Here is a 19819-nt window from a genome sequence, read left to right as displayed (position 1 = left end):
TGACGCGGGGACATGAAACAGGGCGTCGCCATCGAGGCCGGGCCTTGGGGTGAGCGAAGGCAGGCCCGGATAGGGCCGACATGTCATCGGAGGATTGTCCATGAAACTGAAGAAACTCGGCCGGACCGGCCTCGACGTGTCGCCGCTCTGCCTCGGCTGCATGACCTATGGCATTCCCGAGCGCGGCCCCCATCCCTGGACCCTACGCGAGGAGGAGAGCCGCCCGCTCATCCGGCAGGCGATCGAACTCGGCATCAACTTCTTCGACACGGCGAATTACTATTCCGACGGGACCAGCGAGGAGATCGTCGGGCGCGCCCTCAAGGACTTCGCCGACCGTGACAGCGTCGTGCTCGCGACGAAGTGCTATTATCCGCTGAAGGACCAGCCCAATGCCGGCGGCCTCTCCCGCAAGGCGATCTTCGCCTCCATCGATGCCAGCCTGAAGCGGCTCGGCACCGACCATGTCGATCTCTTCCAGATCCATCGCTGGGATTACGGCACGCCCATCGAGGTGACGATGGAGGCGCTCCATGACGTGGTGAAGGCCGGCAAGGCCCGCTATATCGGAGCATCCTCCATGTACGCCTGGCAATTCGCCAAGGCCCTGTTCACCGCCGATCTCCATGGCTGGACCCGGTTCTCGACGATGCAGGACCATTACAACCTCCTCCACCGCGAGGAGGAGCGCGAGATGCTGCCGCTCTGCGCCGACCAGGGCATCGGTGTCCTGCCCTGGAGCCCGCTGGCGCGCGGGCGCCTGACCCGCGACTGGGACGAGCGCAGCGCGCGCCAGGATTCCGACGAGGTCGGCAAGCGGCTCTATGCCTCCGCAGAGGAGGCCGACCGGGCCATCGTCGGCAAGGTGGCTGAGATCGCGCAAGCGCGGGGCGTGTCGCGGGCGCAGGTGGCTTTGGCCTGGGTGATCCAGAAACCGATCGTCAACGCGCCGATCATCGGGGCGTCGAAACCCAGCCACCTGACCGATGCCGTGGCGGCGCTCGACCTCGCGCTCGATGCCGACGAAATCTCCGCCCTCGAATCGCTCTACACGCCGCACCCCGTCGTCGGCTTCCAGTAAGGCCTTTAGACTAGGAAGGTTCTCCGTCCATGCGCCGCCTGATGCTCCTGCGCCACGCCAAGTCCGACCGTTCGCCGGGCGTGCGCGATATCGACCGTCCGCTGAACCCACGCGGATTCAAGGCCGCGCCGCAGATGGGGGCCTATCTGGCGGCGCAGAATCTGATCCCCCAGAAGGTCGTCGTCTCTCCGTCCTTGCGGACGCGACAGACTTGGGAGGGCATATCCGCCGCCCTCGGCAATCCCGAGGTCGAGATCGTCGACGCGATCTACGAAGCGCCGGAAAGTGCGCTGCTCAAGGTCATCCGGTCGACGCCCGCTGAAATCCGGACCCTGCTCATGATCGGGCACAATCCCGGGCTGCAGGATCTCTCCCTCGATCTCGTGGGCGACGGCTCCCGCGAGGCGAGGGCGCGGCTCTCGGTGGAATTCCCGACCGCGGCGCTCGCCATCATCGATATCGAGGGCGATGCCTGGACCGGGTTCCGCCCCGGCGCGGGCCGGCTCGAACGGTTCGTCACGCCCAAGGGCCTCGACCGCGATGACGCCGCCTGAGCCTATGTGGCGAGATTGAACGGATCACCGGCTGGGCCGTTGCTCAGTGCAATGGCTCGCCACCGCTGATCCCGTGTTCGTCACCACGCTTCTCGTCCTGACATCCCTGGTGCCGCGCATGGGCATCGGCCTCGACGCCGTGAAGTCCGGCGTCGCGAGCGCGGAATCTGCCGTGGCGATGGTAGCCCCTCCATCCGACGCCCCGAGTTTTCTCGCCAGCGAGCGGGCAGTGTCGAACTGGCGGGCGGAAGCGGGGGCGGCCCTGCGTCCGGCGTCCCTCGCCGTGGTCGCCCGCTACGCGCCGGTCCCGCCCGCTTTCGTGGCGCGCTGCGTCAAGCTCAACAATTACTGGTGCATCAAGAGCGCCCGGTGGCGGGGCGAGATCGGCAGCGATGCGGAGGGGCATACCGGGTTTGCCACCGCCGGCGCCGGCGCCGACGCCGCGGCCCTCCTGCTGCGGCGCTATTATCGCGAGTTCGGCCGCCGCAATGCCCTGTCTATCGTCCGCCGATGGGCGCCGGCGGAATGCGCTATTTCGAGCGCCGTGGTTTCGGGCGGAAAGGTCTCCACCGGTCTCGCGCCGCTCGGTCTCGGCAAGACACTCCGGGCCCGCTACCTCGCCCGCCATGCGCGCGGAGGAATGCGCAAGCCCCGCATGGTCGCGCGGGGCGGGCCGCTGCGGGTCCAGCCCTGGTCGCCGCTGGCGAGGATGGCGGGCGCGCAAAAGCCGAGGCCCGTCCGTGTCGCGGGGGCGGCCGAGACGATCGGCCGTCCGGCAATCACCCCGATCATCGCGAGTCCGTCCGAAACCGGGGCGACATCGCCGTCCTCCCGGCTGGCAGACCGGTTCGCGGCGGAATCCGCGGCTTTGCCCGCCCTCGCGGCTGGACTACCGGGTCTACGGCTGCAGGATCTGGCGGCACCGGCACCGCTCTGCGGGAACGACGAGGTCCGTATCCGCAATTACGCCACCCGGATCGCCGCCAGCGTGGGTCTCAAGATCGAGGACGATCTGGCGTTGTTCGATGCGGATGGCCGGCCCTCGCCCCGTCTCGCTCCGGTGATGCTCGCCATGTCGGCGGTGGAACTCGGCGTGCTGCGGGCAGGGCCGGATCTGGTCGAGGCCGCCATCGGACGGCTCGCCGCCGCCCAGGTCGATCCTGGTCAAGTCGATCCCGGCGCGGTGGACCGATGACGCGTCCGGTTCTTGCGTTCGCTTGACGCGCGCGCCACCTCACCCCTGCATTTGCCACCCATCCTCCCCCTCCGGCCAAACGAGACCCTCGCTTCATGATCAGCTTTGCCTCGCGCGCGGGCTCCGCGATCCAGGCCTTCGCGGAGGCATCGAGCGATCTCCTGATCCAGCCGACCCTGAGGCTCGGCGTCACCGGTCTCGCGCGGTCGGGCAAGACGGTGTTCACCACCGCGCTGATCCATCATCTGGTGGAAACCCATGCGCTGCCGGCCTTCGCCCCGGCGCATGAGGGACGGCTGCGCCGGGCCCGCCTCGTGCCGCAACCCGACGACGACGTTCCGCGCTTTCCCTACGAGGATCATTTCGCGGCCCTGACGGAGCAGCGCCTGTGGCCGCGCTCCACCGACCGGATCAGCCAGTTCCGCCTCGCCATCGAGTACGAGCGCAAGGGCGGCTGGCGCTCCGGGCCGGGCACGCTGATGCTCGACGTGGTGGATTATCCCGGCGAATGGCTCCTCGACCTCGCCCTGATCGACCAGAGCTACGCGGAATGGTCCGCCGCCACCATCGCGGGCACCCGGCGCACCGGGCGCGCCGCCATCGCGGCGCCCTGGCTGGCGGTGCTGAAGGACCTCGACCCGTCCGGCCCCCTCGACGAGGTCGTGGCCGAGCGGGCGAGCATCGCCTTCACCGCCTATCTCACCGCTTTGCGCGCCGGCCCGGAATCGGTGGCGACCACGCCGCCGGGCCGCTTCCTCATGCCCGGCGACCTCGCCGGATCGCCGGCTCTGACCTTCGCGCCCCTCGACGGCCTGCTGGAGACCATCGTCCCGAACAGCCTCGCCGGGCTCATGGAGCGGCGGTTCGAGGCCTACAAAGCCAAGGTCGTGGAGCCGTTCTTCCGCAACCACTTCCAGCGGGTGGATCGGCAGATCGTCCTCGTGGACGTGCTCGCCGCCGTCGATGCCGGGCCGGCCGCCCTCGCCGAGTTGGAAGAGGCGCTCGACACCGTGCTCCTCAGCTTCCGGATCGGCCGCAACACCATCCTGTCGCGCCTGTTCGCGCCGAGGGCGGACCGCATCATGTTCGCGGCCACCAAGGCGGATCACCTGCACCAGACCAGCCATGACCGCCTGGAGGCTTTGCTGCGGCTCCTCGTCTCCCGCGCCATGCGCCGGACCGAAGCGGCCGGTGCCCGCGTCGGCACCGTGGCACTCGCCTCCGTGCGGGCCACGCGGGAGACCACTGTCCACGATGACGGCATGACCCTGCGTGCGGTCTCGGGAACGCCCGAGGCGGGCGAGCATGTGGGCGACGAGATTTTCGACGGGCGGAGCGAGGCGGCGGTGTTCCCCGGTGAGTTGCCCTCGCGACCCGAATCCGTCCTCGACGGCGCGGTCCCGCCCGGATCGCTCCGCTTTCCCCGCTTCCGCCCCCCGCTGATCCGGCCCGACGCCCATGGCCGCCCCGGCCACCTGCCGCAGATCCGCCTCGACCGGGCGATGCAGTTCCTCATCGGCGACAAGCTCACGTGAGCGCCGCCGCCCATCATCCCATCCCGTCCGCCGACCTCATCCCAAGGCGCCGCGCCAGCGGCCTCGAAGGAGGGTTCCAGGCTTCGCTATGCGAACTGGAGTGCTCCTTCGAGGCCTCCGCTCCGCTCCGGCACCTCAGGATGAGGTGGGTGGATGGGGGAAGGCTGGTCTCGCAGTTTGCCGATTACGCCTCAGACAAGGTCCGCCCATGACCTCTCCGAACCGTCCCCGCGCCTTCCGCATCCCCGCCGCCGAGCCGGCCGAGGGCCTGGAGGGCATCGTTCCGCCGCCGGTGCCGCCGAACGCGGTCCGGATCGTCGAAGAGCCGTTCGAGATCGTCGAGGCGGCGGACGGCACCGCCGTGCCGGTGGCTCCGAAATCGCGGGCGCCGTGGCTGTCGGTGCTGATGCTGGCTTTGGGCGGCCTCGTCTCCCTCGGCATCGGCCTGTCGCTGGAGCGGATGATCGCGGACCTGTTCTCTGCCGCGCCCTGGCTCGGCGGCGTCGCCCTGGCCCTGCTCGTCCTCGCGGCCATTGCCTTCCTCGCCCTGGTGATGCGCGAGCTCGCGGGCATCTGGCGCGAGCGCCGGATCGAGAAGCTGCGGGCGAAGGCCATCGAGGCCATCGCAACGCGGGATCACACCGGCGCGCAGGCGGTGGTCGCCGAACTTTGCGACCTCTACGCCACGAGGACCGGACTCGCGGCCGGCCGCCAGCGCCTAAAAGCTCTGGGCGATACGATTCTCGACGTTGACGACCGGATCGGGCTCGCCGAGCACGAACTGTTGGAACCGCTCGACCGGCAGGCCCGCAACGCCATCGCCTCGGCCGCCAAGCAAGTCTCGGCGGTGACGGCGCTCAGCCCGCGCGCCATCGTCGACGTGGCCTTCGTGGTCTTTGCCGCCGTGCGCCTCCTGCGCCAGATCGCGACGATCTATGGCGGGCGTCCGGGCTTTCTCGGATTCCTGCGTCTTGCCCGCGCCGCCTTCGCGCATCTCACCGTCACGGGCGGGATGGCGGTGGGCGAGAGCATGATCCAGCAGGTGCTCGGCCTCGGCATCGCCGCGCGGGTCTCGGCGAAGCTCGGCGAGGGCGTGCTCAACGGCCTGATGACCGCCCGGTTCGGCCTCGCCGCCCTGGCCGTCTGCCGCCCGCTTCCCTTCGTCAGGGAGGAGCCACCGCGCCTGTCGGACGTGGCCGGGGAGTTGCTGAAGCCGATGGGCGGTGCCGAGAAGGCGTGAATCAGAGCCCCTTGAGGAAGCCCGCCAAGCGCATCAGCCCTTCGGGCCAGGGACCATGCCCGCTCGCCACGTTGATGTGGCCGGATTCGCCCGCATCCACCAGGGCGGAACCCCAGGAATAGGCGAAGTCCTCGGCCCGGTCATAAGCGCAATAGGGGTCGTTGCGGCTCGCCACCAGCAAGGACGGGAAGGGCAGGGGATCGCGCGGCACCGGCGCGAAATCCGTGACGCTGGATGGCAGGTTCGGCGTCTGCTCCACATCCGGGAACGCCACCAATAGGGCCCCCCGCACCTTGCCCTCGGGGAAGGCGGGCGCGGCCTGCACGGAGGCGACCACGCCGAGGCTGTGGGCGATGAGGATCACCGGACGCGTCGCCGCCTCCACCGCCTCGACGATACGCGCGCGCCAGGAGCCGGCTTCGGGATGGTGCCAGTCCTCCTGCTCGACGATGCGGGCATTGGCCATGCGAGCGGCCCAGCCGGCCTGCCAATGGCCGTCTTCCGAGCCTGCATAGCCGGGGAGGATGAGGATGTCGCAATCGGCGAGCTTCATTCTGCCCCGATAGCGGCTCGCTCGCGCGGCGTCGAGACGGATGAGGGGAATTCGGCAGGCATTGCAGCTTGGGTGAAGTGCCGCCGGGCTGCGAGAGGTGGCGGCCCATCATTTTCAGTGAGCGCCCGCGCGGATCGAGGTTTCCCGCGTTAGCCGAGTGTCGCGCTCAGGCGTGCCCAGGAGAATGCACATGACGAAGCTCTTCATCGCCAATATCCGCGCCGCCAAGGGTTTTCGCCCGCTGGTCACGGTCCGGGCTGCCGCCGAGGGGGAGGCCAAGGTCTTCCTCGCCGCGGCCTATCCCGACGACGAGATCGTCGATGTGGTCGAGCCGAGCGACTGGGTCAGCGATGCCGATACCGGGTCCGCGCCCGGCGATATCCGCGAGCATGCCGGCGTCGAATGGCAGGCCCCATAAAGCCTCAACGAGACGAGGGGGCGACGGCTTCCCCTCGCTGCCGGCGCGGCTTTCGTCGGCCAGGCACGTAAGATCACGGCCGTCCCAGACCATAGGCCAGCGCCGACACGGCGATGAGGAAGGGCGTCCAGAAATGGACCAGGCCAAGGCCGCTCCACACCGTGAACCGCTCGTTGCAGCCGGTGGTGTTCATCGCGCATCCCAGGGGGACGAGGTAGAAGAACCAGAAGGCCGTCGCCACGAGCAGCGCCAGGCCGAAGATCAACGCGGCGATTCGCATCCTGGCCCTCCTCCCGCACACAGACGCCCTTCGGTATCGGGGTGTCGCGCACTGCCGAACGACTCGATCTCGGTAAGACCGGATGCCGTCACGACTTATGGGCCCTCCCGCAGGGCATCGACGGCATGACCGGCGAGGTTAGCCCCCAGGAGCCGCTCTGCGTCGAAGCCGCCCAGCGGCTGAAGGCGGCCGGGCAGGTCGGCGATATCGCGCTGCCGCCGGAGGGCGGCCTCCCGCGCTGTTGCCAGGGTGACGGCCTCGAACCGGATCGGATCGCCCGGCCGGCTTTGGGCGAGGCGGCGCAGATCGGCCGAGATCACCGTGGCGATCTTCGGATAGCCGCCGGTGGTCTGCCGGTCCGCCATCAGCACGATGGGCAGGCCGTTGCCCGGCACCTGGATCGATCCCATGACGGTGGCGTCCGAGACGATGTTGTACCCGCCCGCGCCATGGGCGATGGCCGGGCCGTCGAGCTGGTATCCCATTCGGTCGGCGCGATGCGACACGGGGAAGGTCGAGCCCAGCAGCGCGTCGATCCCGGCTTGGGTGAAGCGTTCGGCCTGTGGGCCGAGCAGGACGCGGATCGGTGCATCCCGGTCGAGGGGAACGGCATCGATGGTCCGGTCACCCAGTGCGGTGCTCTCCATCGCGGCGAAGGTCAGATGGTCGCCGGATTGGAAGAGCCGGCCCTCGACGCCCCCGATGCGGGCGCGGAGATGGAGTGAGATGCTGCCGAGCACAGCGCGCGCTTCGAACCCGCCGGCCACGGCCAAGTAGACGAACGCTCCCTCACGCGGCGGGTCCACGATGAGTTCGGCGCCTTCCGCCAGGGTCGCGGTGCGGTGAGCGGCAAGGGGGGCGCCGTCGATACGGAGCGTGCAGGGCGCGCCAGCGCAGGCGAACCATCCCTGTCCGGCCTCCATCACGAAGCTGCCGCCGCCGAGGCCGAATTCGAGGACCGGTGCGTCAGGGGCATTGCCCACCAGCGCGTTGGCGGTCGCCATGGCGAGGCGGTCCATCGCACCGGAGCCGGAAAGGCCGTAGCGCTGGTAGCCCTGCCGTCCGCCATCCTGGAGGCTGAGCGCGCCATGGCATCGGCGGATGACGAGACGCCCGGTCACGGCGTTGTCTCGCACTCGACGATGCACTCACCGGCGCGCGCGGCCCGGTCGAGTTCGTCCCATTGGTCGGGCTCGATGGGCAGGAAGCGGATGGCGTCGCCGGGCTCGAACAGGAAGACCGGGTCGCGGCCCGGCAGGAAGGCGCGCACGGGGGTCCGCCCGAGGAGATGCCATCCGCTCGGGGCGGCGATGCTCGCCACCAGAGCCTGCACGCCGCCGATGGAGATCGTACCGGCCGGCGTCACCGGCCTCGGGCTTTCCCGGCGCGAGAGAGCGAGGCTCGGGTCGAGACCGGAGAGATAAGCGTAGCCCGGCAGGAAGCCGTTCATGGCCACCCGGTAATCGGCTGCTGCATGCCGGGACACGACCTCGTCGGCGCTCAACCCGTGATGGGCGGCGACATCGGCGAGATCGATGCCGAAGGACCCGCCATACACCACCGGGATGCGCCATAACCGGCGTGGCGTCCTCTCGGCGGGGACCGCACCGACCAGGGCGAGGAGCGAGGCTTCGATCCGGTTCGGCTCGGCCGCGCAGGGATCGAGATGGACGGTCAGCGAGCGATAGGTGGGGACGGTCTCTACGAGCCCTGAAATGTCAGCATCCCGCACGGCACGATCGAGGGCCAGGACCATCGCGTTGGCCTCGGGGTCGATGGTCTCACCGAACTCCACGGTGACCGCAGTGTCGCCGCACCAAAGCAGGCGGGGCTGAGGGGCTGACACGGGTCGCGGGGCCTCGCTCGACGCAATCTCCGTCGGCCCCGGGGGCAACCCCGATTCCGACACTCGCTCCAGTCCGAACACAAAAGGGGCGGCGCTGTCGAGCGCCGCCCCTCTTCCGTCGCGAAATTTGGCTCGGAAACCTGCCCTCAGTGCTGGCGCACCGGCGGCACATCCGGCTTGCGGAACGGCTCGGAACCGCCCTGGGTCGTGGTGTTGAGATTCTCTGGGGCGAGCGCGCTCTCCACGAACTCGCGGCCACGGTCGGCGAAGTCGCGGGCGTAGCGGATGCCCTGGTCCTTCACCTCGTCGGACCAATGTCCCACCGTCTCGTCCTCGCGGCGCGTCCTGGGAAGCAGGGCGCCGAGGAGCATTCCCGCCGCAAGGCCGACCACGCCGACGAGAAGCGGGTTCTCGGTGACGAACTGCTCGACATTGGTCTTGCCGCGGTCGAGGCGCTGGCTTCCACGCTCGGCGAACTCGTTGATGCTGCGACGGCCGGAGCGGTGGGCGTCCGACGCCCATTCACGCGCGTCGTCATAGGTCCCGGACGCGCGGTCGAGCAACGACTCCGCCTTGTCCTTGACGGTGTCGCGCGCATCGAGGGCCGCGGCCTTGGCGCGGTCCGCATAGCCCTCGGCCTTCGACTGGGTATCGTCGGCGAGGTGGCCGGCCTGGTGGCGGAGGTCGCCGGCCGTGGTCCGAGTTTCGCTGCGCGCGCGGTCGGAGATGTCGTGGAGCGAACGGGCGGTCTCGTCGCCATGGGGGAGGCCGGCGGAGACGGCGATATCGTCGGGGAGGGAGCTCTTCGGCCCGCCCGGAATGCTGCTGGAACTCATGGATGCGACTCCTGTCGAATGGGGATGGGGCGGCGATGCCGCTGCCGGATCAGTCGGGTGTCGATCGGCCCGTGATGGCTCAGATCTGGTTTGCTTCGGCCAGGTCCTTCACGGGCTGGCGGGTCGGCTGGTCGGGGTCGTAGGCCTTCGCGGCCACGCCCGGCGTCACCGGCAGGGCACCGTTGGGATCGATGACCGGACGCTTCGTCAGCGTCTGCCGATCCTTGCCGGTGCGATGCAGAAGCCAGCCGATGCCGGCCGCGATGAGCAGGACGGGGACCGGGTTGCGCCGTATCGCATCGAGAGCGCCGTCATAGGCACCGCTCAGCGGGGTCCGGCGGACATTGCCCAGCATGTCATCGACGATGCTCGGGACAGAGAGCCGGTCCTGAATGCGATCGATGGTCTGATCGAGGCGGGCACGGCTCGCCTCGATGTCCTTCTCGAGATCGTTCAACGATTCACTCATCCCGAAACCCTTTCCGACAACGCACGCGCGTCCTGGCGCATCTGCCGTGTCGTGCGGGTCGGCGCCAGGGTGGAGAGTGACATGGTGCTCCGCCCGATCAGGGCGAAGACGATGGCGATGACCAGAAGCACGCCGCCGACGATGAGAGCGGACAAGGCTTCCGAATGCACCACCGTCGCGAGCCATTTCACCAGGGCGTCCACGAGGACGAACAGGGCGACGACCCCAAAGACGCCGGCGCCGACCATCAGCGCGAGTCCGATGAACAGCGTGCGGACGTTGCTCGTCATCTCGTTGCGAAAGAGCGCCATCTCCTTGCGCGCGAGTTCGCTGGTCTCGCGCAGGGCATCGCCGACGAGGCTTTGAATGCTGGATTGAGGGGCGTTCGACATGGCGCCCGCCTAGCTTCGGAAGGAATCGCGGGCATCGCGGTCATGCGCGATGCTCGACGACTTGATGAAGCGCGAGACGACGAAGCCGGTCACGAAGGTGGCGACGGCGACGGCCACCGGCGCGCGGCGGGCGAAGGCTTCCGCCTCGTCGTAGAACTCGGCGAAGCTGCGGTTCTCGATGGAGGAACCGAGCTGTTCGAGTCCCTCGGCGGCGCTGTCGAAGAACGCCTTGATGTTGGGCTGCTCCTCGAAGGACTTGCTCGAATCCCGCAGGCCCTGCGCCAAGTCGTTCACGGACTGGGCCGCGTCGCCTTTGCGGCGATCGGCATAGTCGGTGGCATGGGCGCGTGCGGCGGCGACGAATCCCCGTCCACGCTCGACGGCCACGTCGGCGATGCCCTCGACATCGCCCTTAAGCGTCCGCCAATCGCCGGTCGGAGTAGCAGCCTCGCCGGAGCCGATCCCGGGGGCGTTCGCCGCGGATGCCGGGCCAGTGGGTTGATTTGCGTTCACGCGCATACTCCTCGATCACTTGTGGTCTGTGTCACCTGTGGCTCTTCAACATCACGGAAACAGACGCGGTTCCGAAGGGAATGCGCTGCGTATGCAATGCTCGGACGGTGGCGCTGCCAACGGTCGGAACCGCCGGCCCAACTGGATTCACCTAAGCTTACGTTGGGTGCCGGACCCGGCTCATCCTGGCGCTCGACAGCCGCCGAACCGACCGGCGATCCACCGCCGAACCGACATTCATGGTGCTGAACTCTGGCCGCGGGCGGCGCGGTCGGCTAGGTTGGTCGGCGGATTATCAACATACGTAGCCGTATCCGACGGATCACCGCCGGGTTACGCGCGTTGACTGTCGGAATCATTTTGTCCGGTGCGCCCATGGTGCGCCGCACGCTGAGGACCGGAGCCCGCTGAGTGGCACGCCTTGTCATCGTATCGAACCGTGTGGCCATCCCTGAAGACAGCGGGAAATCCGTTGCCGCGGGAGGCTTGGCGGTCGCCGTCAAGGAGGCCTTCACGTCCTATGAGGGACTGTGGTTCGGCTGGAGCGGCAAAGTCGTCGAGGATCCGTCCGAAGAACCCGAACTGATCGATCGCGGTCGCGTTCAATACGCCGTGGTCGACCTGTCGCCTCAGGATCACCGGGAATATTACAGCGGGTTCGCCAACCGTGCGCTTTGGCCGATCATGCACTACCGGCTTGGCCTGGGGGCGTTTTCCCGTTCGGATTACGCCGGTTACCAGCGTGTGAATCGAACCTTTGCGCGGGCTCTCGCCAAGCTGATCGAGCCCGACGACATCATCTGGGTCCACGATTACCATCTGCTGCCGCTCGCCTCGGAGCTGCGCGGCCTCGGGATCGCCAACCCTATCGGCTATTTCCACCACATTCCGTGGCCGGCCGCGGACGTGTTCAACACGCTGCCCGCCAGCGGTGACCTCCTGCGCGGCATCGCCGATTACGACCTGATCGGCCTCCAGACCGATCCGGACGTCCACAACCTGTCGCGCAATCTCATCGACGAATTGCGGGCCATTCCGCTCGGCGGCGGCTCGCTCATGGTCGATGGGCGCCGGACCCGCATCCGCAGCTTCCCGATCGGCATCGATGTGGCGGGGTTCAAGGAGGCGGCGGAGAATGCCGGGGCGAACAAGACCGTCCGCGAGACCATGGCGGGCTTGCGCACCCGCAAGCTTCTCATCGGCGTCGACCGGCTCGATTATTCCAAGGGCGTGCCCGAGCGGATGGAGGCGGTGGACCGATTCTTCGCCTCGAACCCGGACCAGCGCGGCAACGTCGTCTACCTCCAGATCACGCCGAAATCCCGCACCGAAGTGCCGGAATACGAGGAACTCAGCCGCGAGGTGAACGAGACCGTCGGCGAGATCAACGGCGCTCTCGGCGAGCCGAACTGGACTCCGATCCAGTACGTGACGAAGGCCTATCCGCGTCCTGTCCTCGCGGGTCTCTATCGCGCCGCCCGCGTCGGCCTCGTCACGCCCATGCGCGACGGGATGAATCTGGTCGCCAAGGAATACATCGTCGCCCAGACGGCGGACGATCCGGGCGTGCTCGTGCTGTCGAAATTCGCCGGCGCGTGCCGGCAGCTGCCCGAGGCCCTGCTGGTCAATCCCTATGACCGGTTCGAAGTGGCGGAGGCGATCCGCACGGCGCTCTACATGCCGCGCGGCGAGCGGATCGAGCGCTGGAAGCCCATGGTCGAGCGAATGACGCGCGAAGATGTGGATTGGTGGGCACGGAATTTCTTGACGGACCTGGAGAACTTCCGCACCGTCGAGCGCGAGCCACCCCGCGCCGCTGCTGCCGCAGAGTAGCCCCCGTGTTTCTGCTAACGGCGGGGCGAGCGGTACCGGCCAATCAGGCCGGTTGCTGGACAGGGCTCCGGGGTACCGTTCTTGCGTGACCCGCGCCGACGACCGGCCCGCATTCGTTGGGCCTCTGTACCTGCGAAAGGCCTCCATGATCGGCATCGACGAAGGCGTACCCGGACCTCTCGGGGCGCATTTCGATGGTCGCGGTGTCAATTTCGCGCTGTTTTCCGAGAACGCCACCGGTGTGGACCTGTGCCTGTTCGAGCCGGGCGAACGCCACGAACATCGCGTCATCCCGCTCCCCTGCCGCACGGACGACGTCTGGCACGGCTATCTGCGCGGCGTGTTTCCGGGCCAGCTCTACGGCTACCGGGTGCACGGCCCCTGGGACCCGGCCAACGGTCATCGTTTCAATCCGGCGAAGCTCGTTCTCGACCCCTATGCGCGCGAGATCCATGGCCGGATCCGTTGGCACGATTCCCTCTACGGGCACCGTCGCGGCCTCCAGCGCGAGGACCAGATCGACCGGCGCGACAGCGCGGCCCTCATGCCGCGCGGCGTGGTGACGGCCCCCGACCTGACCGAACTCGCGATCACGCCGATCCGTCGTCCCCTCGGGCAGACCGTGATCTACGAAGCCCATGTGAAGGCGCTGACGCAGCTTCACCCGGCGATTCCCGAGGCGGAGCGCGGTACCTACGCCGCCCTGGCCCATCCGGCGATCATCGAGCACCTGCTGAAGCTGGGTGTGACGGCGATCGAGCTTCTCCCGATTCAGGCCTTCGCCGACGACCGGTTCCTGGTGGAGAAGGGGCTGGTGAATTTCTGGGGCTACTCGCCGCTCGGCTATTTCGCGCCGGAGCCGCGCTATCTCGGGGCGGCCGGGGCCGGCGGTCTCAAGGCGGCGATCCGCGAACTCGCCGCCGCCGGGATCGAGGTCATCCTCGACGTCGTCTACAACCATACCTGCGAGGCCGATCATACCGGGCCGACCCTGTCGTTCCGGGGCATCGACAATGCCAGCTATTACAAGCTCAATCCGGAGAACCGTCGGCAGGAGATCGACTGCACCGGTTGCGGCAACACCCTCGACCTCGACCACCCGCGGGTGATGCAGCTCGTCCTCGACTCCCTGCGGCACTGGGTGACCGCCTATGGTGTGGCGGGGTTCCGCTTCGATCTCGCCACCAGCCTCGGACGCACGCCGCACGATTTCACCCCAAGGGCGGCGTTCTTCCAGGCCATCGCGCAGGATCCGATCCTGTCGCGGGCGAAGATGATCGCGGAGCCGTGGGATATCGGCATGGGCGGCTACCAGCTCGGCGCCTATCCGCGCGGCTGGGCCGAGTGGAACGATCAGTTCCGCGACGGTGTCCGCGCCTTCTGGCGCGGAGACCACGGCATCCTGCCGAAGCTCACGCAGGCCCTGTCCGGCTCGCGGGAGATCTTCTCCGGCTCCGGCCGTTCGCCTCTCGCCAGCATCAACTACGTGGCGAGCCATGACGGCTACACCCTGGCCGACGTCGTCGCCTTTGAGGAAAAGCACAACCACGCCAACGGCGAGGACAATCGCGACGGCCACGGCCACAACCTCTCGCGCAATTACGGCGTCGAGGGTCCCACCGACGATCCTGCGATCCTGAGCCTGCGCGCGCGGCAGAAGCGCAACCTGCTCGCGACGACCTTTCTGGCCCAGGGCGTCCCGATGCTTCTGGCAGGGGACGAGCGCTCGCGGAGCCAAAACGGCAACAACAACGCCTATGCCCAGGACAACGCGATCAACTGGGTCGATTGGGAGAACGATCCGGATCCCGGTCTCACGGCCTTCGTCGCCAACCTCACGGCCTTGCGCCGCGAGCAACCGGCCCTGCGCCGCCTGACCTTCCTGACCGGTGCCGTGATCGGGGAAGGACCTCTCCGCGACGTTCACTGGCTCTCGCCCTGCGGTGCCGAGATGGACGACGAGGCCTGGGCCGACGGACACCGGCAGGCCTTCGGCATGCAGATCGGCAACGATCTACCGAGCGCGGACCGCCTGCTGATCCTCATCAACGCTGCCGAGGACGCGATCGATTTCACCCTGGCCCCGGTGATCGGCGGGCCGTGGATGGTCGTGTTCGACACGACCCGGCCGACGGGCGCGGTCCCGGCCGGCCAGGCCTTGTTTCCCCCCAATGCGCGCCTGCGCCTCGATCCCCGTTCGCTCTACGTCCTGCGCGGAAGACAGGCCGCGTCCTACGAGATCTGAGGGAAAGGGAGGCGGTCCGGTCCGGCCGCTCCCGTCCTGTTCAGCGGTCGTCGACGCCGCGCCAGGCCGGACGGCGATCCGTCTCGGCCAGGGTGTCGCGCGACGAGCCTGCGAGAGATCCCGCCACCTGCCGGACCAAGCCGTCGGTGGCTTGGCTCAGGGCCTTCTCACGCGTATCGGCCGGCAACGCTCCCCAGGCGACGGAGACGGATTTCTCCAGCGACGGCGCCGCAATGCGCGCGGCGAGGTCGGGATCGTCGCGGTGGGCGGCGAGGTAGGAGAGGGCGCCGATGGCGAGGCAGACGCGGATGAGGAACGACATGGGCTTCCCGGACTGGTTCGGTGTCGGCCGTGAGCGGGCCCGTGCGACCGAGCCTCCGCGCAGAACGTAAAGCCCCCATCACAGGCGCCCTGAATTCCAGAACCATGGTGAACATGGCTTTGCCACCACCCTCCAGCGAACCGGCATGTGGTGCCCGGCCCTGTGGATAGCGGGCGATGTGCCCCGAAAGGGACCTTCCGCCGAATAGGCTTGGTTACGGACCGGAAAGCATCCGCGAACAATCGGAGGGGTCTGCGCAACACTCGCTTAAGTCGGGTCTGCGAGGTTTGGCATCAGTCGAGTTCAAGTCGAACCCGAGTCAAAGTCGAGCAAGGGGCGACGAAGCGGCCTGTTTGGCACTTCGCGCTGTGCGTGTGCGTATTGCGTATCTACAGCGGCCTGGCTTCCCTGATCGATCTCCGGCTCGCCGGACTCGTGCATGAGTCGGTGATCGACGACGATGCCGTGCGGTTCCGGCACGAGCGGTTCCTGGTGTCGCGGCTCGCGACCGGGATCGTGATGATGGCCTGCCTCCCGCCTTATCTGCTCTGGCGGGGCGTCCCCAGCGGTCTCGAAGTGCTGGCCATCGCCAGCCTGATCCTGCCGATCTTCGCCGCCGTGTTCCTGTCGCGGACCGGGATACTCTGGGTCGCCCATGCGATCTCGTCGGCGGGTCTCACCGGCCTCGTGGTCTGCCTCGCTCAGATGTCGGGCGGGGTGAATTCCGCCGCCGCGATCTGGCTGGTAGCGATCCCGTTGGAAGCCGTCGTGTCCGGCTCGCGCCGCGCGACGCTGGCCGCCGCCTTCATCGCGATGATCGGCGCCCTGGTCGTCGCCTTCCTGCCGCCGGGCAGCATATCGCTGCCCCTCCTCGACCTGTCCCGCTCCCTGGCGATGCCGGTCTTCGCCATCACCGCCATCGGTCACGTGGCCGCCCAGGCGCTTGAGCATCTGCGCCACGAGGATCGCTGGCTGGCCCGCATGCGCGACAACGAATTGCGCGACCGCATGCTGCTCTCGGCCATCGACGACCTCGTGACCTGGCATGACCGGAATGGCCGCGTCATCGATGCGAGCGCCTCCTCGACACGTTTCGTCGGAATCGAACCGGGGCGCCTGCGCGGACACGGCCTGCTCGACCGCGTCCATGTGGGAGACCGTCCGGCCCTGCTGCAGACGATCAGCGACGTGGCCGCCAGCGGCAAGCCCGCCACCGTCCAGTTCCGGCTGCATCTCGACGCGGCCGCCCAGCGCGCCGAAGGCGAGCCGCGGGTGATCTTCGCCGAAATGCGGGCCCATTGCATCGTCGGCACCCTGTCGGGGATCGAGGGATCGAGTGTGGTTTCCGTGACCCGCGACGTCACCGAGCACCGTCGCCATGCCGAAGAGTTGGAGCGCGCCCGCGCCGAGGCCGAACGCGCCGACGACCTCAAGAGCCGGTTCCTCGCCACCGTCAGCCACGAATTGCGCACGCCCCTCAACGCCATCATCGGCTTCTCGGAAGTCCTCGCCGGGCAAAGCTCCATGACGCTCGGGCCCGAGCGCAGCCGCGAATATGCCGAGATCATCGGCAGTTCCGGTCGCCATCTCCTCGATGTCGTGAACGCGCTCCTCGACATGTCGCGCATCCAGAGCGGCAATTTCGATTACGTTCCCGAGGTGGTGAATGTCGGCGCGCTCGTGCGGACCTGCTGCGACCTGATGCAGCTGAGGGCCGACCAGGGCGGGATCACCCTGGTGCGCGGCACCGACGGGTTGGGGATCGACATCATGGCGGACCCCCGCGCCTGCCGTCAGGTGCTCATCAACCTCCTCTCCAACGCGGTGAAGTTCACCGCGCCCGGCGGGCGGATCGATGTCTCCGTCCGGCGCAGCGCGGCGCATCTCGACATCGTGGTGGCCGATACCGGGATCGGGATCGGCGCGGACGACCTGCCGCGTATCGGCGCGCCGTTCTTCCAGGCGGGCAGCGGCTACGACCGGACGCATGAGGGAACCGGCCTCGGTCTTTCGGTGGTGCAGGGCCTCGTCGGCCTCCATGGCGGCAGCATCTCCATCGAGAGCGCCGAACGCCAGGGCACCAGCGTGACCGTGACGCTTCCCCTCGATTGCCGGCGCGGGTCCAGCACCGCACCGCCGGCCCCGATCCGCACCGGTATCCGCCGTTCGACGCCGTTGCCGAGCCTCGACGGGACGGTGGTGCCGGTGCGCCGACCGATGGGGCTGTTCGACCCCGCACCCGAGGCGGTGAGCGAACGCTACATCCCGATGCAGCGCGCGGGATGAGAAATCTCCGCGACCTCCAAGGCCCCACGCTCGCCTCGTCCCGGCTTCGATGCCCCGGACGAGGCGCGCATTCCGTACCGGCACGGCGTTTCGCCGGGGCCGGTTTTCCGTTCCCGGCTCGATCTGTCGGGCCGTCGTCTGCGTTCGAGGGGATAGACCATGCGCGAACCGCTGCCGAAGCGTGACCAGCGCGAGATCGTCGTGCCGACCAGGACGGCGCAGACCTCCGCGCCCCGCCGCAAACCCGCCTCCGGTCCCGCCCGGCGGCCCGCCTCCGGCTGGTTCCGGAACGTCGTGCAAGCCGTCGGCGGGTTCGGGCGGTTGTGCCTGCGCCGGCCGGGAGAGGTGCTCGGCTCGGTCGTTGCCATCGGTGCGGTGGCGGCCGTCGCCCTGAATGCGCTCGGCTACCAGGGTGGCCGCCACCCCGCGCCGCTCTTCCCCACCCTCGGCAAGGGTGCCGGCACCACCACCGCCGCCAAGCCGGTATCCGGCCAGACAGCCGAGCCGGCGAAACTGGCGGAAGCCGCGCCGCGCAAGATCGAGGTGCCGAAGCCCGAGACCGCTCCCGAGCCGAAAGCCGCGCCGGCCATCGAGGCGGCCAAACCCGCGCCCAAGCCCGCTCCGGCGGCGGCGTCGACCAAGCGCGATGTCATCGCCGACATCATCAAGGCCGGGGAAACCACGGCGTCGGTGACGCCGAAACCCGATCAGGCCGTGGCGCAGGCACAGCGTGCCCTGGTGAAACTCGGTTACGGACCGCTCGCCGCCGATGGCGTCCTCGGCCCCGGCACACGGGCGGCCATCGAGAAATTCGAGCGTGACCGCAAGCTCCCGGTCAAGGGCGTCGCCGCCGGCCGCACCTTGCGCGAACTCGCCTCCCGTGCCGGCTCGACCAAGGGATAAGGGTCGGATCCGGCGTTCTGCCTCAGACCTCGGTGTGTGAGGGACTGAGAGCGGCAAAGCCGCTTTCGGTGTCGACGGCGCGTGAACGCGCGCAGCCCCCGCGATGTCGGCGTGGAACGGTCAAACGGCAATCGTCGTTCCTGCCCGCTCGCGCCTCTCCCCTGACGGTTCAGGAATGGCGGAGATTCTGGCCGAACACCGTTTGGCAGTTCCGGCCAACCAGTCCTTTCTCGAGCAGGGCAAGTCCCTGAACGGTCGGCCACGCTCGGGATAAATAGAACGGCGCGTTAATCTGCCGTTCAGATAGGCGCTTTGCTCAAGTAAGCTGCATTTTGTTGGAACGGTATTTGGCAGGTCTCCGTTTATTGCTCCGTAAAGACTACAACAACTGGAGCAACCTTATGTTGAAGCAGATTCGCATCGTCGCCCTCACGACCACGTTCGTCCTTGGTGGCGCTGCCTTGGCGGTCGCGCAGTCGTCGTCCACCGTCGGAACCGGCGGCTCTTCCGCGGGCGGTGGCACCAGTTCTTCGACGGTCGGTACGGGTGGTTCGTCGGCTGGCTCCGGAAGCGGCTCGGGCACGTCCTCGACGCTGGGCACGGGCGGTTCGTCGGCCGGTGGCGGCAACAGCTCCTCGACCGTCGGCACGGGTGGTTCGTCCGCCGGCACGGGTAGCGGCTCGGGCTCGACGGTCGGTACCGGCGGTTCGTCGGCCGGCAAGGGCACCAGCGGCTCGACGGTCGGCACCGGTGGCTCGTCCGCCGGAACGTCCGGCGGCGCCGGCAAGTCCGGCAGCGCTGCTGGCCACGACAAGAGCGGTCCCGGCAATTCCGAGAACGCGCCCGGCCATAACAAGCGCTGAGCCGCAGGTCTGACCCCTCGGGCGCGGTTCCCCGGAGCCGCGCCCATCCCGCTTCCGAGGAAAGTTGCACCATGGCGCGTATGATCCTGCCGCTTCTCGGCGGCGCCCTCGCCATCGCCGGGGTCGCCGCGAGCCATGCCCAGACCAGCACCGTCACCGCGGGACCGAACGGCGTCTCGGGCGGCACGACGGTCACCACCGGGCCGAACGGAAAACCCTGTAAAATCGTCTCGTCCGATGCGGCGAAGAACACCGGAGCGGTGTCGAGTTCGGTCACGGCCGGTCCGGACGGCGTGAAGAGTTCCTCCACCGGGGGCCCGTCCGTCACCACCCGATCCGCCGATGGCACGACGAGCAGCTCGGCCTCGAGTTCGAGCTCCGGCAACGGCACCACGATGACCACCACCGGAGACGGCGACTGCGTGGTCACCGTTCCCAAGGACAGAAGGTGAGGC

21 protein-coding genes are annotated in these 19819 nt (G+C 68.4%); 12 read left to right on the top strand and 9 right to left on the bottom strand.

Annotated features, from left to right (window positions below; all coding sequences use genetic code 11):
* The first annotated feature begins 100 nt into the window (after positions 1 to 100).
* From AC0IXR_RS21360 to AC0IXR_RS21340, 5 genes are all read left to right on the top strand, one after another.
* A complete protein-coding gene (locus tag AC0IXR_RS21360; RefSeq protein ID WP_471762084.1) occupies positions 101 to 1081 on the top strand; it encodes an aldo/keto reductase in 981 nt (326 codons plus the stop codon).
* Positions 1082 to 1110: 29 nt separating this feature from the next.
* Positions 1111 to 1635, top strand: coding sequence for a SixA phosphatase family protein (locus AC0IXR_RS21355; RefSeq protein WP_471762082.1), 525 nt, complete (start codon positions 1111 to 1113; stop codon positions 1633 to 1635).
* Positions 1636 to 1708: 73 nt separating this feature from the next.
* Positions 1709 to 2830 (top strand): hypothetical protein, encoded by a 1122-nt coding sequence (locus AC0IXR_RS21350; RefSeq protein WP_471762080.1) that lies wholly within the window; start codon positions 1709 to 1711, stop codon positions 2828 to 2830.
* Between the two features lie 95 nt (positions 2831 to 2925).
* Positions 2926 to 4365 carry a YcjX family GTP-binding protein gene (locus tag AC0IXR_RS21345; RefSeq protein ID WP_471762078.1) on the top strand — a complete coding sequence of 480 codons (1440 nt, stop codon included), beginning with the start codon at positions 2926 to 2928 and terminating at the stop codon, positions 4363 to 4365.
* 208 nt (positions 4366 to 4573) lie between these two features.
* A complete protein-coding gene (locus AC0IXR_RS21340; protein WP_471762076.1) occupies positions 4574 to 5605 on the top strand; it encodes a YcjF family protein in 1032 nt (343 codons plus the stop codon).
* 1 nt (position 5606) lies between these two features.
* On the opposite strand, the gene AC0IXR_RS21335 is transcribed toward AC0IXR_RS21340, so the two are convergent.
* A complete protein-coding gene (locus AC0IXR_RS21335) occupies positions 5607 to 6158 on the bottom strand; it encodes an RBBP9/YdeN family alpha/beta hydrolase (RefSeq protein WP_056426103.1) in 552 nt (183 codons plus the stop codon).
* 190 nt (positions 6159 to 6348) lie between these two features.
* On the opposite strand from AC0IXR_RS21335, the gene AC0IXR_RS21330 reads away from it, so the two are divergent.
* Positions 6349 to 6576 carry a hypothetical protein gene (locus AC0IXR_RS21330; RefSeq protein ID WP_056426098.1) on the top strand — a complete coding sequence of 76 codons (228 nt, stop codon included), beginning with the start codon at positions 6349 to 6351 and terminating at the stop codon, positions 6574 to 6576.
* A gap of 73 nt (positions 6577 to 6649) precedes the next feature.
* On the opposite strand, the gene AC0IXR_RS21325 is transcribed toward AC0IXR_RS21330, so the two are convergent.
* The 7 genes from AC0IXR_RS21325 to AC0IXR_RS21295 all read right to left on the bottom strand — a co-directional run bounded on the left by AC0IXR_RS21325 (position 6650) and on the right by AC0IXR_RS21295 (position 10918).
* Positions 6650 to 6856 (bottom strand): hypothetical protein, encoded by a 207-nt coding sequence (locus AC0IXR_RS21325; protein ID WP_419951134.1) that lies wholly within the window; start codon positions 6854 to 6856, stop codon positions 6650 to 6652.
* A gap of 95 nt (positions 6857 to 6951) precedes the next feature.
* Positions 6952 to 7977 (bottom strand): 5-oxoprolinase subunit C family protein, encoded by a 1026-nt coding sequence (locus AC0IXR_RS21320; protein WP_471762073.1) that lies wholly within the window; start codon positions 7975 to 7977, stop codon positions 6952 to 6954.
* Complete coding sequence (gene pxpB, locus AC0IXR_RS21315) at positions 7974 to 8702, bottom strand: 5-oxoprolinase subunit PxpB (protein ID WP_471762071.1); 729 nt, start codon at positions 8700 to 8702, stop codon at positions 7974 to 7976. Before pxpB ends, AC0IXR_RS21320 begins: the two co-directional genes overlap by 4 nt.
* Before the next feature lie 146 nt (positions 8703 to 8848).
* A complete protein-coding gene (locus AC0IXR_RS21310) occupies positions 8849 to 9538 on the bottom strand; it encodes a hypothetical protein (protein ID WP_471762070.1) in 690 nt (229 codons plus the stop codon).
* Between the two features lie 79 nt (positions 9539 to 9617).
* Positions 9618 to 10007: a DUF3618 domain-containing protein gene (locus AC0IXR_RS21305; RefSeq protein ID WP_207411692.1), complete on the bottom strand. Its 390-nt coding sequence runs from the start codon at positions 10005 to 10007 to the stop codon at positions 9618 to 9620.
* Positions 10004 to 10399 carry a phage holin family protein gene (locus tag AC0IXR_RS21300; protein ID WP_056426085.1) on the bottom strand — a complete coding sequence of 132 codons (396 nt, stop codon included), beginning with the start codon at positions 10397 to 10399 and terminating at the stop codon, positions 10004 to 10006. The genes AC0IXR_RS21305 and AC0IXR_RS21300 overlap by 4 nt, the downstream gene beginning before the upstream one ends.
* Before the next feature lie 9 nt (positions 10400 to 10408).
* On the bottom strand, positions 10409 to 10918 hold the full coding sequence (locus AC0IXR_RS21295) for a hypothetical protein (protein WP_156467727.1): 510 nt from the start codon (positions 10916 to 10918) through the stop codon (positions 10409 to 10411).
* A gap of 405 nt (positions 10919 to 11323) precedes the next feature.
* Between AC0IXR_RS21295 and AC0IXR_RS21290 the strand changes: the two genes are divergently transcribed.
* The gene (locus AC0IXR_RS21290) at positions 11324 to 12745 is read left to right on the top strand and encodes an alpha,alpha-trehalose-phosphate synthase (UDP-forming) (RefSeq protein ID WP_056426081.1); all 1422 of its coding nucleotides are present in this window, start codon (positions 11324 to 11326) and stop codon (positions 12743 to 12745) included.
* Between the two features lie 145 nt (positions 12746 to 12890).
* Positions 12891 to 14990: a glycogen debranching protein GlgX gene (glgX, locus tag AC0IXR_RS21285; RefSeq protein ID WP_471762067.1), complete on the top strand. Its 2100-nt coding sequence runs from the start codon at positions 12891 to 12893 to the stop codon at positions 14988 to 14990.
* A gap of 40 nt (positions 14991 to 15030) precedes the next feature.
* Here glgX and AC0IXR_RS21280 read toward each other — a convergent pair whose 3' ends face one another.
* Positions 15031 to 15312, bottom strand: a complete 282-nt coding sequence (locus AC0IXR_RS21280; protein ID WP_056426078.1) for a hypothetical protein — start codon at positions 15310 to 15312, stop codon at positions 15031 to 15033.
* Positions 15313 to 15684: 372 nt separating this feature from the next.
* Between AC0IXR_RS21280 and AC0IXR_RS21275 the strand changes: the two genes are divergently transcribed.
* From AC0IXR_RS21275 to AC0IXR_RS21260, 4 genes are all read left to right on the top strand, one after another.
* Entirely contained in the window at positions 15685 to 17598 is a 1914-nt protein-coding gene (locus tag AC0IXR_RS21275; protein WP_471762065.1) for a sensor histidine kinase, read from the top strand.
* A gap of 159 nt (positions 17599 to 17757) precedes the next feature.
* Positions 17758 to 18501, top strand: a complete 744-nt coding sequence (locus AC0IXR_RS21270; protein ID WP_471762064.1) for a peptidoglycan-binding domain-containing protein — start codon at positions 17758 to 17760, stop codon at positions 18499 to 18501.
* A gap of 401 nt (positions 18502 to 18902) precedes the next feature.
* Positions 18903 to 19364 carry a hypothetical protein gene (locus tag AC0IXR_RS21265; protein WP_056426073.1) on the top strand — a complete coding sequence of 154 codons (462 nt, stop codon included), beginning with the start codon at positions 18903 to 18905 and terminating at the stop codon, positions 19362 to 19364.
* A gap of 71 nt (positions 19365 to 19435) precedes the next feature.
* Entirely contained in the window at positions 19436 to 19816 is a 381-nt protein-coding gene (locus tag AC0IXR_RS21260) for a glycosyl hydrolase (protein WP_471762062.1), read from the top strand.
* Positions 19817 to 19819 lie beyond the last annotated feature (3 nt).

The sequence above is a fragment of the Methylobacterium sp. AC832 genome, assembly GCF_979256025.1.
The sequence above is the reverse complement of the archived record's forward strand: the minus strand, read 5'-3'. Positions and strand labels throughout refer to the sequence as shown.

Coding starts and splice junctions, on each gene's coding strand:
- AC0IXR_RS21295 (WP_156467727.1), bottom strand. CDS start 10,918: ATGCGCGTGAACGCAAATCAACCCACTGGCCCGGCATCCGCGGCGAAC.
- AC0IXR_RS21260 (WP_471762062.1), top strand. CDS start 19,436: ATGGCGCGTATGATCCTGCCGCTTCTCGGCGGCGCCCTCGCCATCGCC.
- AC0IXR_RS21270 (WP_471762064.1), top strand. CDS start 17,758: ATGCGCGAACCGCTGCCGAAGCGTGACCAGCGCGAGATCGTCGTGCCG.
- AC0IXR_RS21305 (WP_207411692.1), bottom strand. CDS start 10,007: ATGAGTGAATCGTTGAACGATCTCGAGAAGGACATCGAGGCGAGCCGT.
- AC0IXR_RS21265 (WP_056426073.1), top strand. CDS start 18,903: ATGTTGAAGCAGATTCGCATCGTCGCCCTCACGACCACGTTCGTCCTT.
- AC0IXR_RS21330 (WP_056426098.1), top strand. CDS start 6,349: ATGACGAAGCTCTTCATCGCCAATATCCGCGCCGCCAAGGGTTTTCGC.
- glgX (WP_471762067.1), top strand. CDS start 12,891: ATGATCGGCATCGACGAAGGCGTACCCGGACCTCTCGGGGCGCATTTC.
- AC0IXR_RS21345 (WP_471762078.1), top strand. CDS start 2,926: ATGATCAGCTTTGCCTCGCGCGCGGGCTCCGCGATCCAGGCCTTCGCG.
- AC0IXR_RS21360 (WP_471762084.1), top strand. CDS start 101: ATGAAACTGAAGAAACTCGGCCGGACCGGCCTCGACGTGTCGCCGCTC.
- AC0IXR_RS21280 (WP_056426078.1), bottom strand. CDS start 15,312: ATGTCGTTCCTCATCCGCGTCTGCCTCGCCATCGGCGCCCTCTCCTAC.
- AC0IXR_RS21310 (WP_471762070.1), bottom strand. CDS start 9,538: ATGAGTTCCAGCAGCATTCCGGGCGGGCCGAAGAGCTCCCTCCCCGAC.
- AC0IXR_RS21300 (WP_056426085.1), bottom strand. CDS start 10,399: ATGTCGAACGCCCCTCAATCCAGCATTCAAAGCCTCGTCGGCGATGCC.
- AC0IXR_RS21325 (WP_419951134.1), bottom strand. CDS start 6,856: ATGCGAATCGCCGCGTTGATCTTCGGCCTGGCGCTGCTCGTGGCGACG.
- AC0IXR_RS21340 (WP_471762076.1), top strand. CDS start 4,574: ATGACCTCTCCGAACCGTCCCCGCGCCTTCCGCATCCCCGCCGCCGAG.
- AC0IXR_RS21355 (WP_471762082.1), top strand. CDS start 1,111: ATGCGCCGCCTGATGCTCCTGCGCCACGCCAAGTCCGACCGTTCGCCG.
- AC0IXR_RS21335 (WP_056426103.1), bottom strand. CDS start 6,158: ATGAAGCTCGCCGATTGCGACATCCTCATCCTCCCCGGCTATGCAGGC.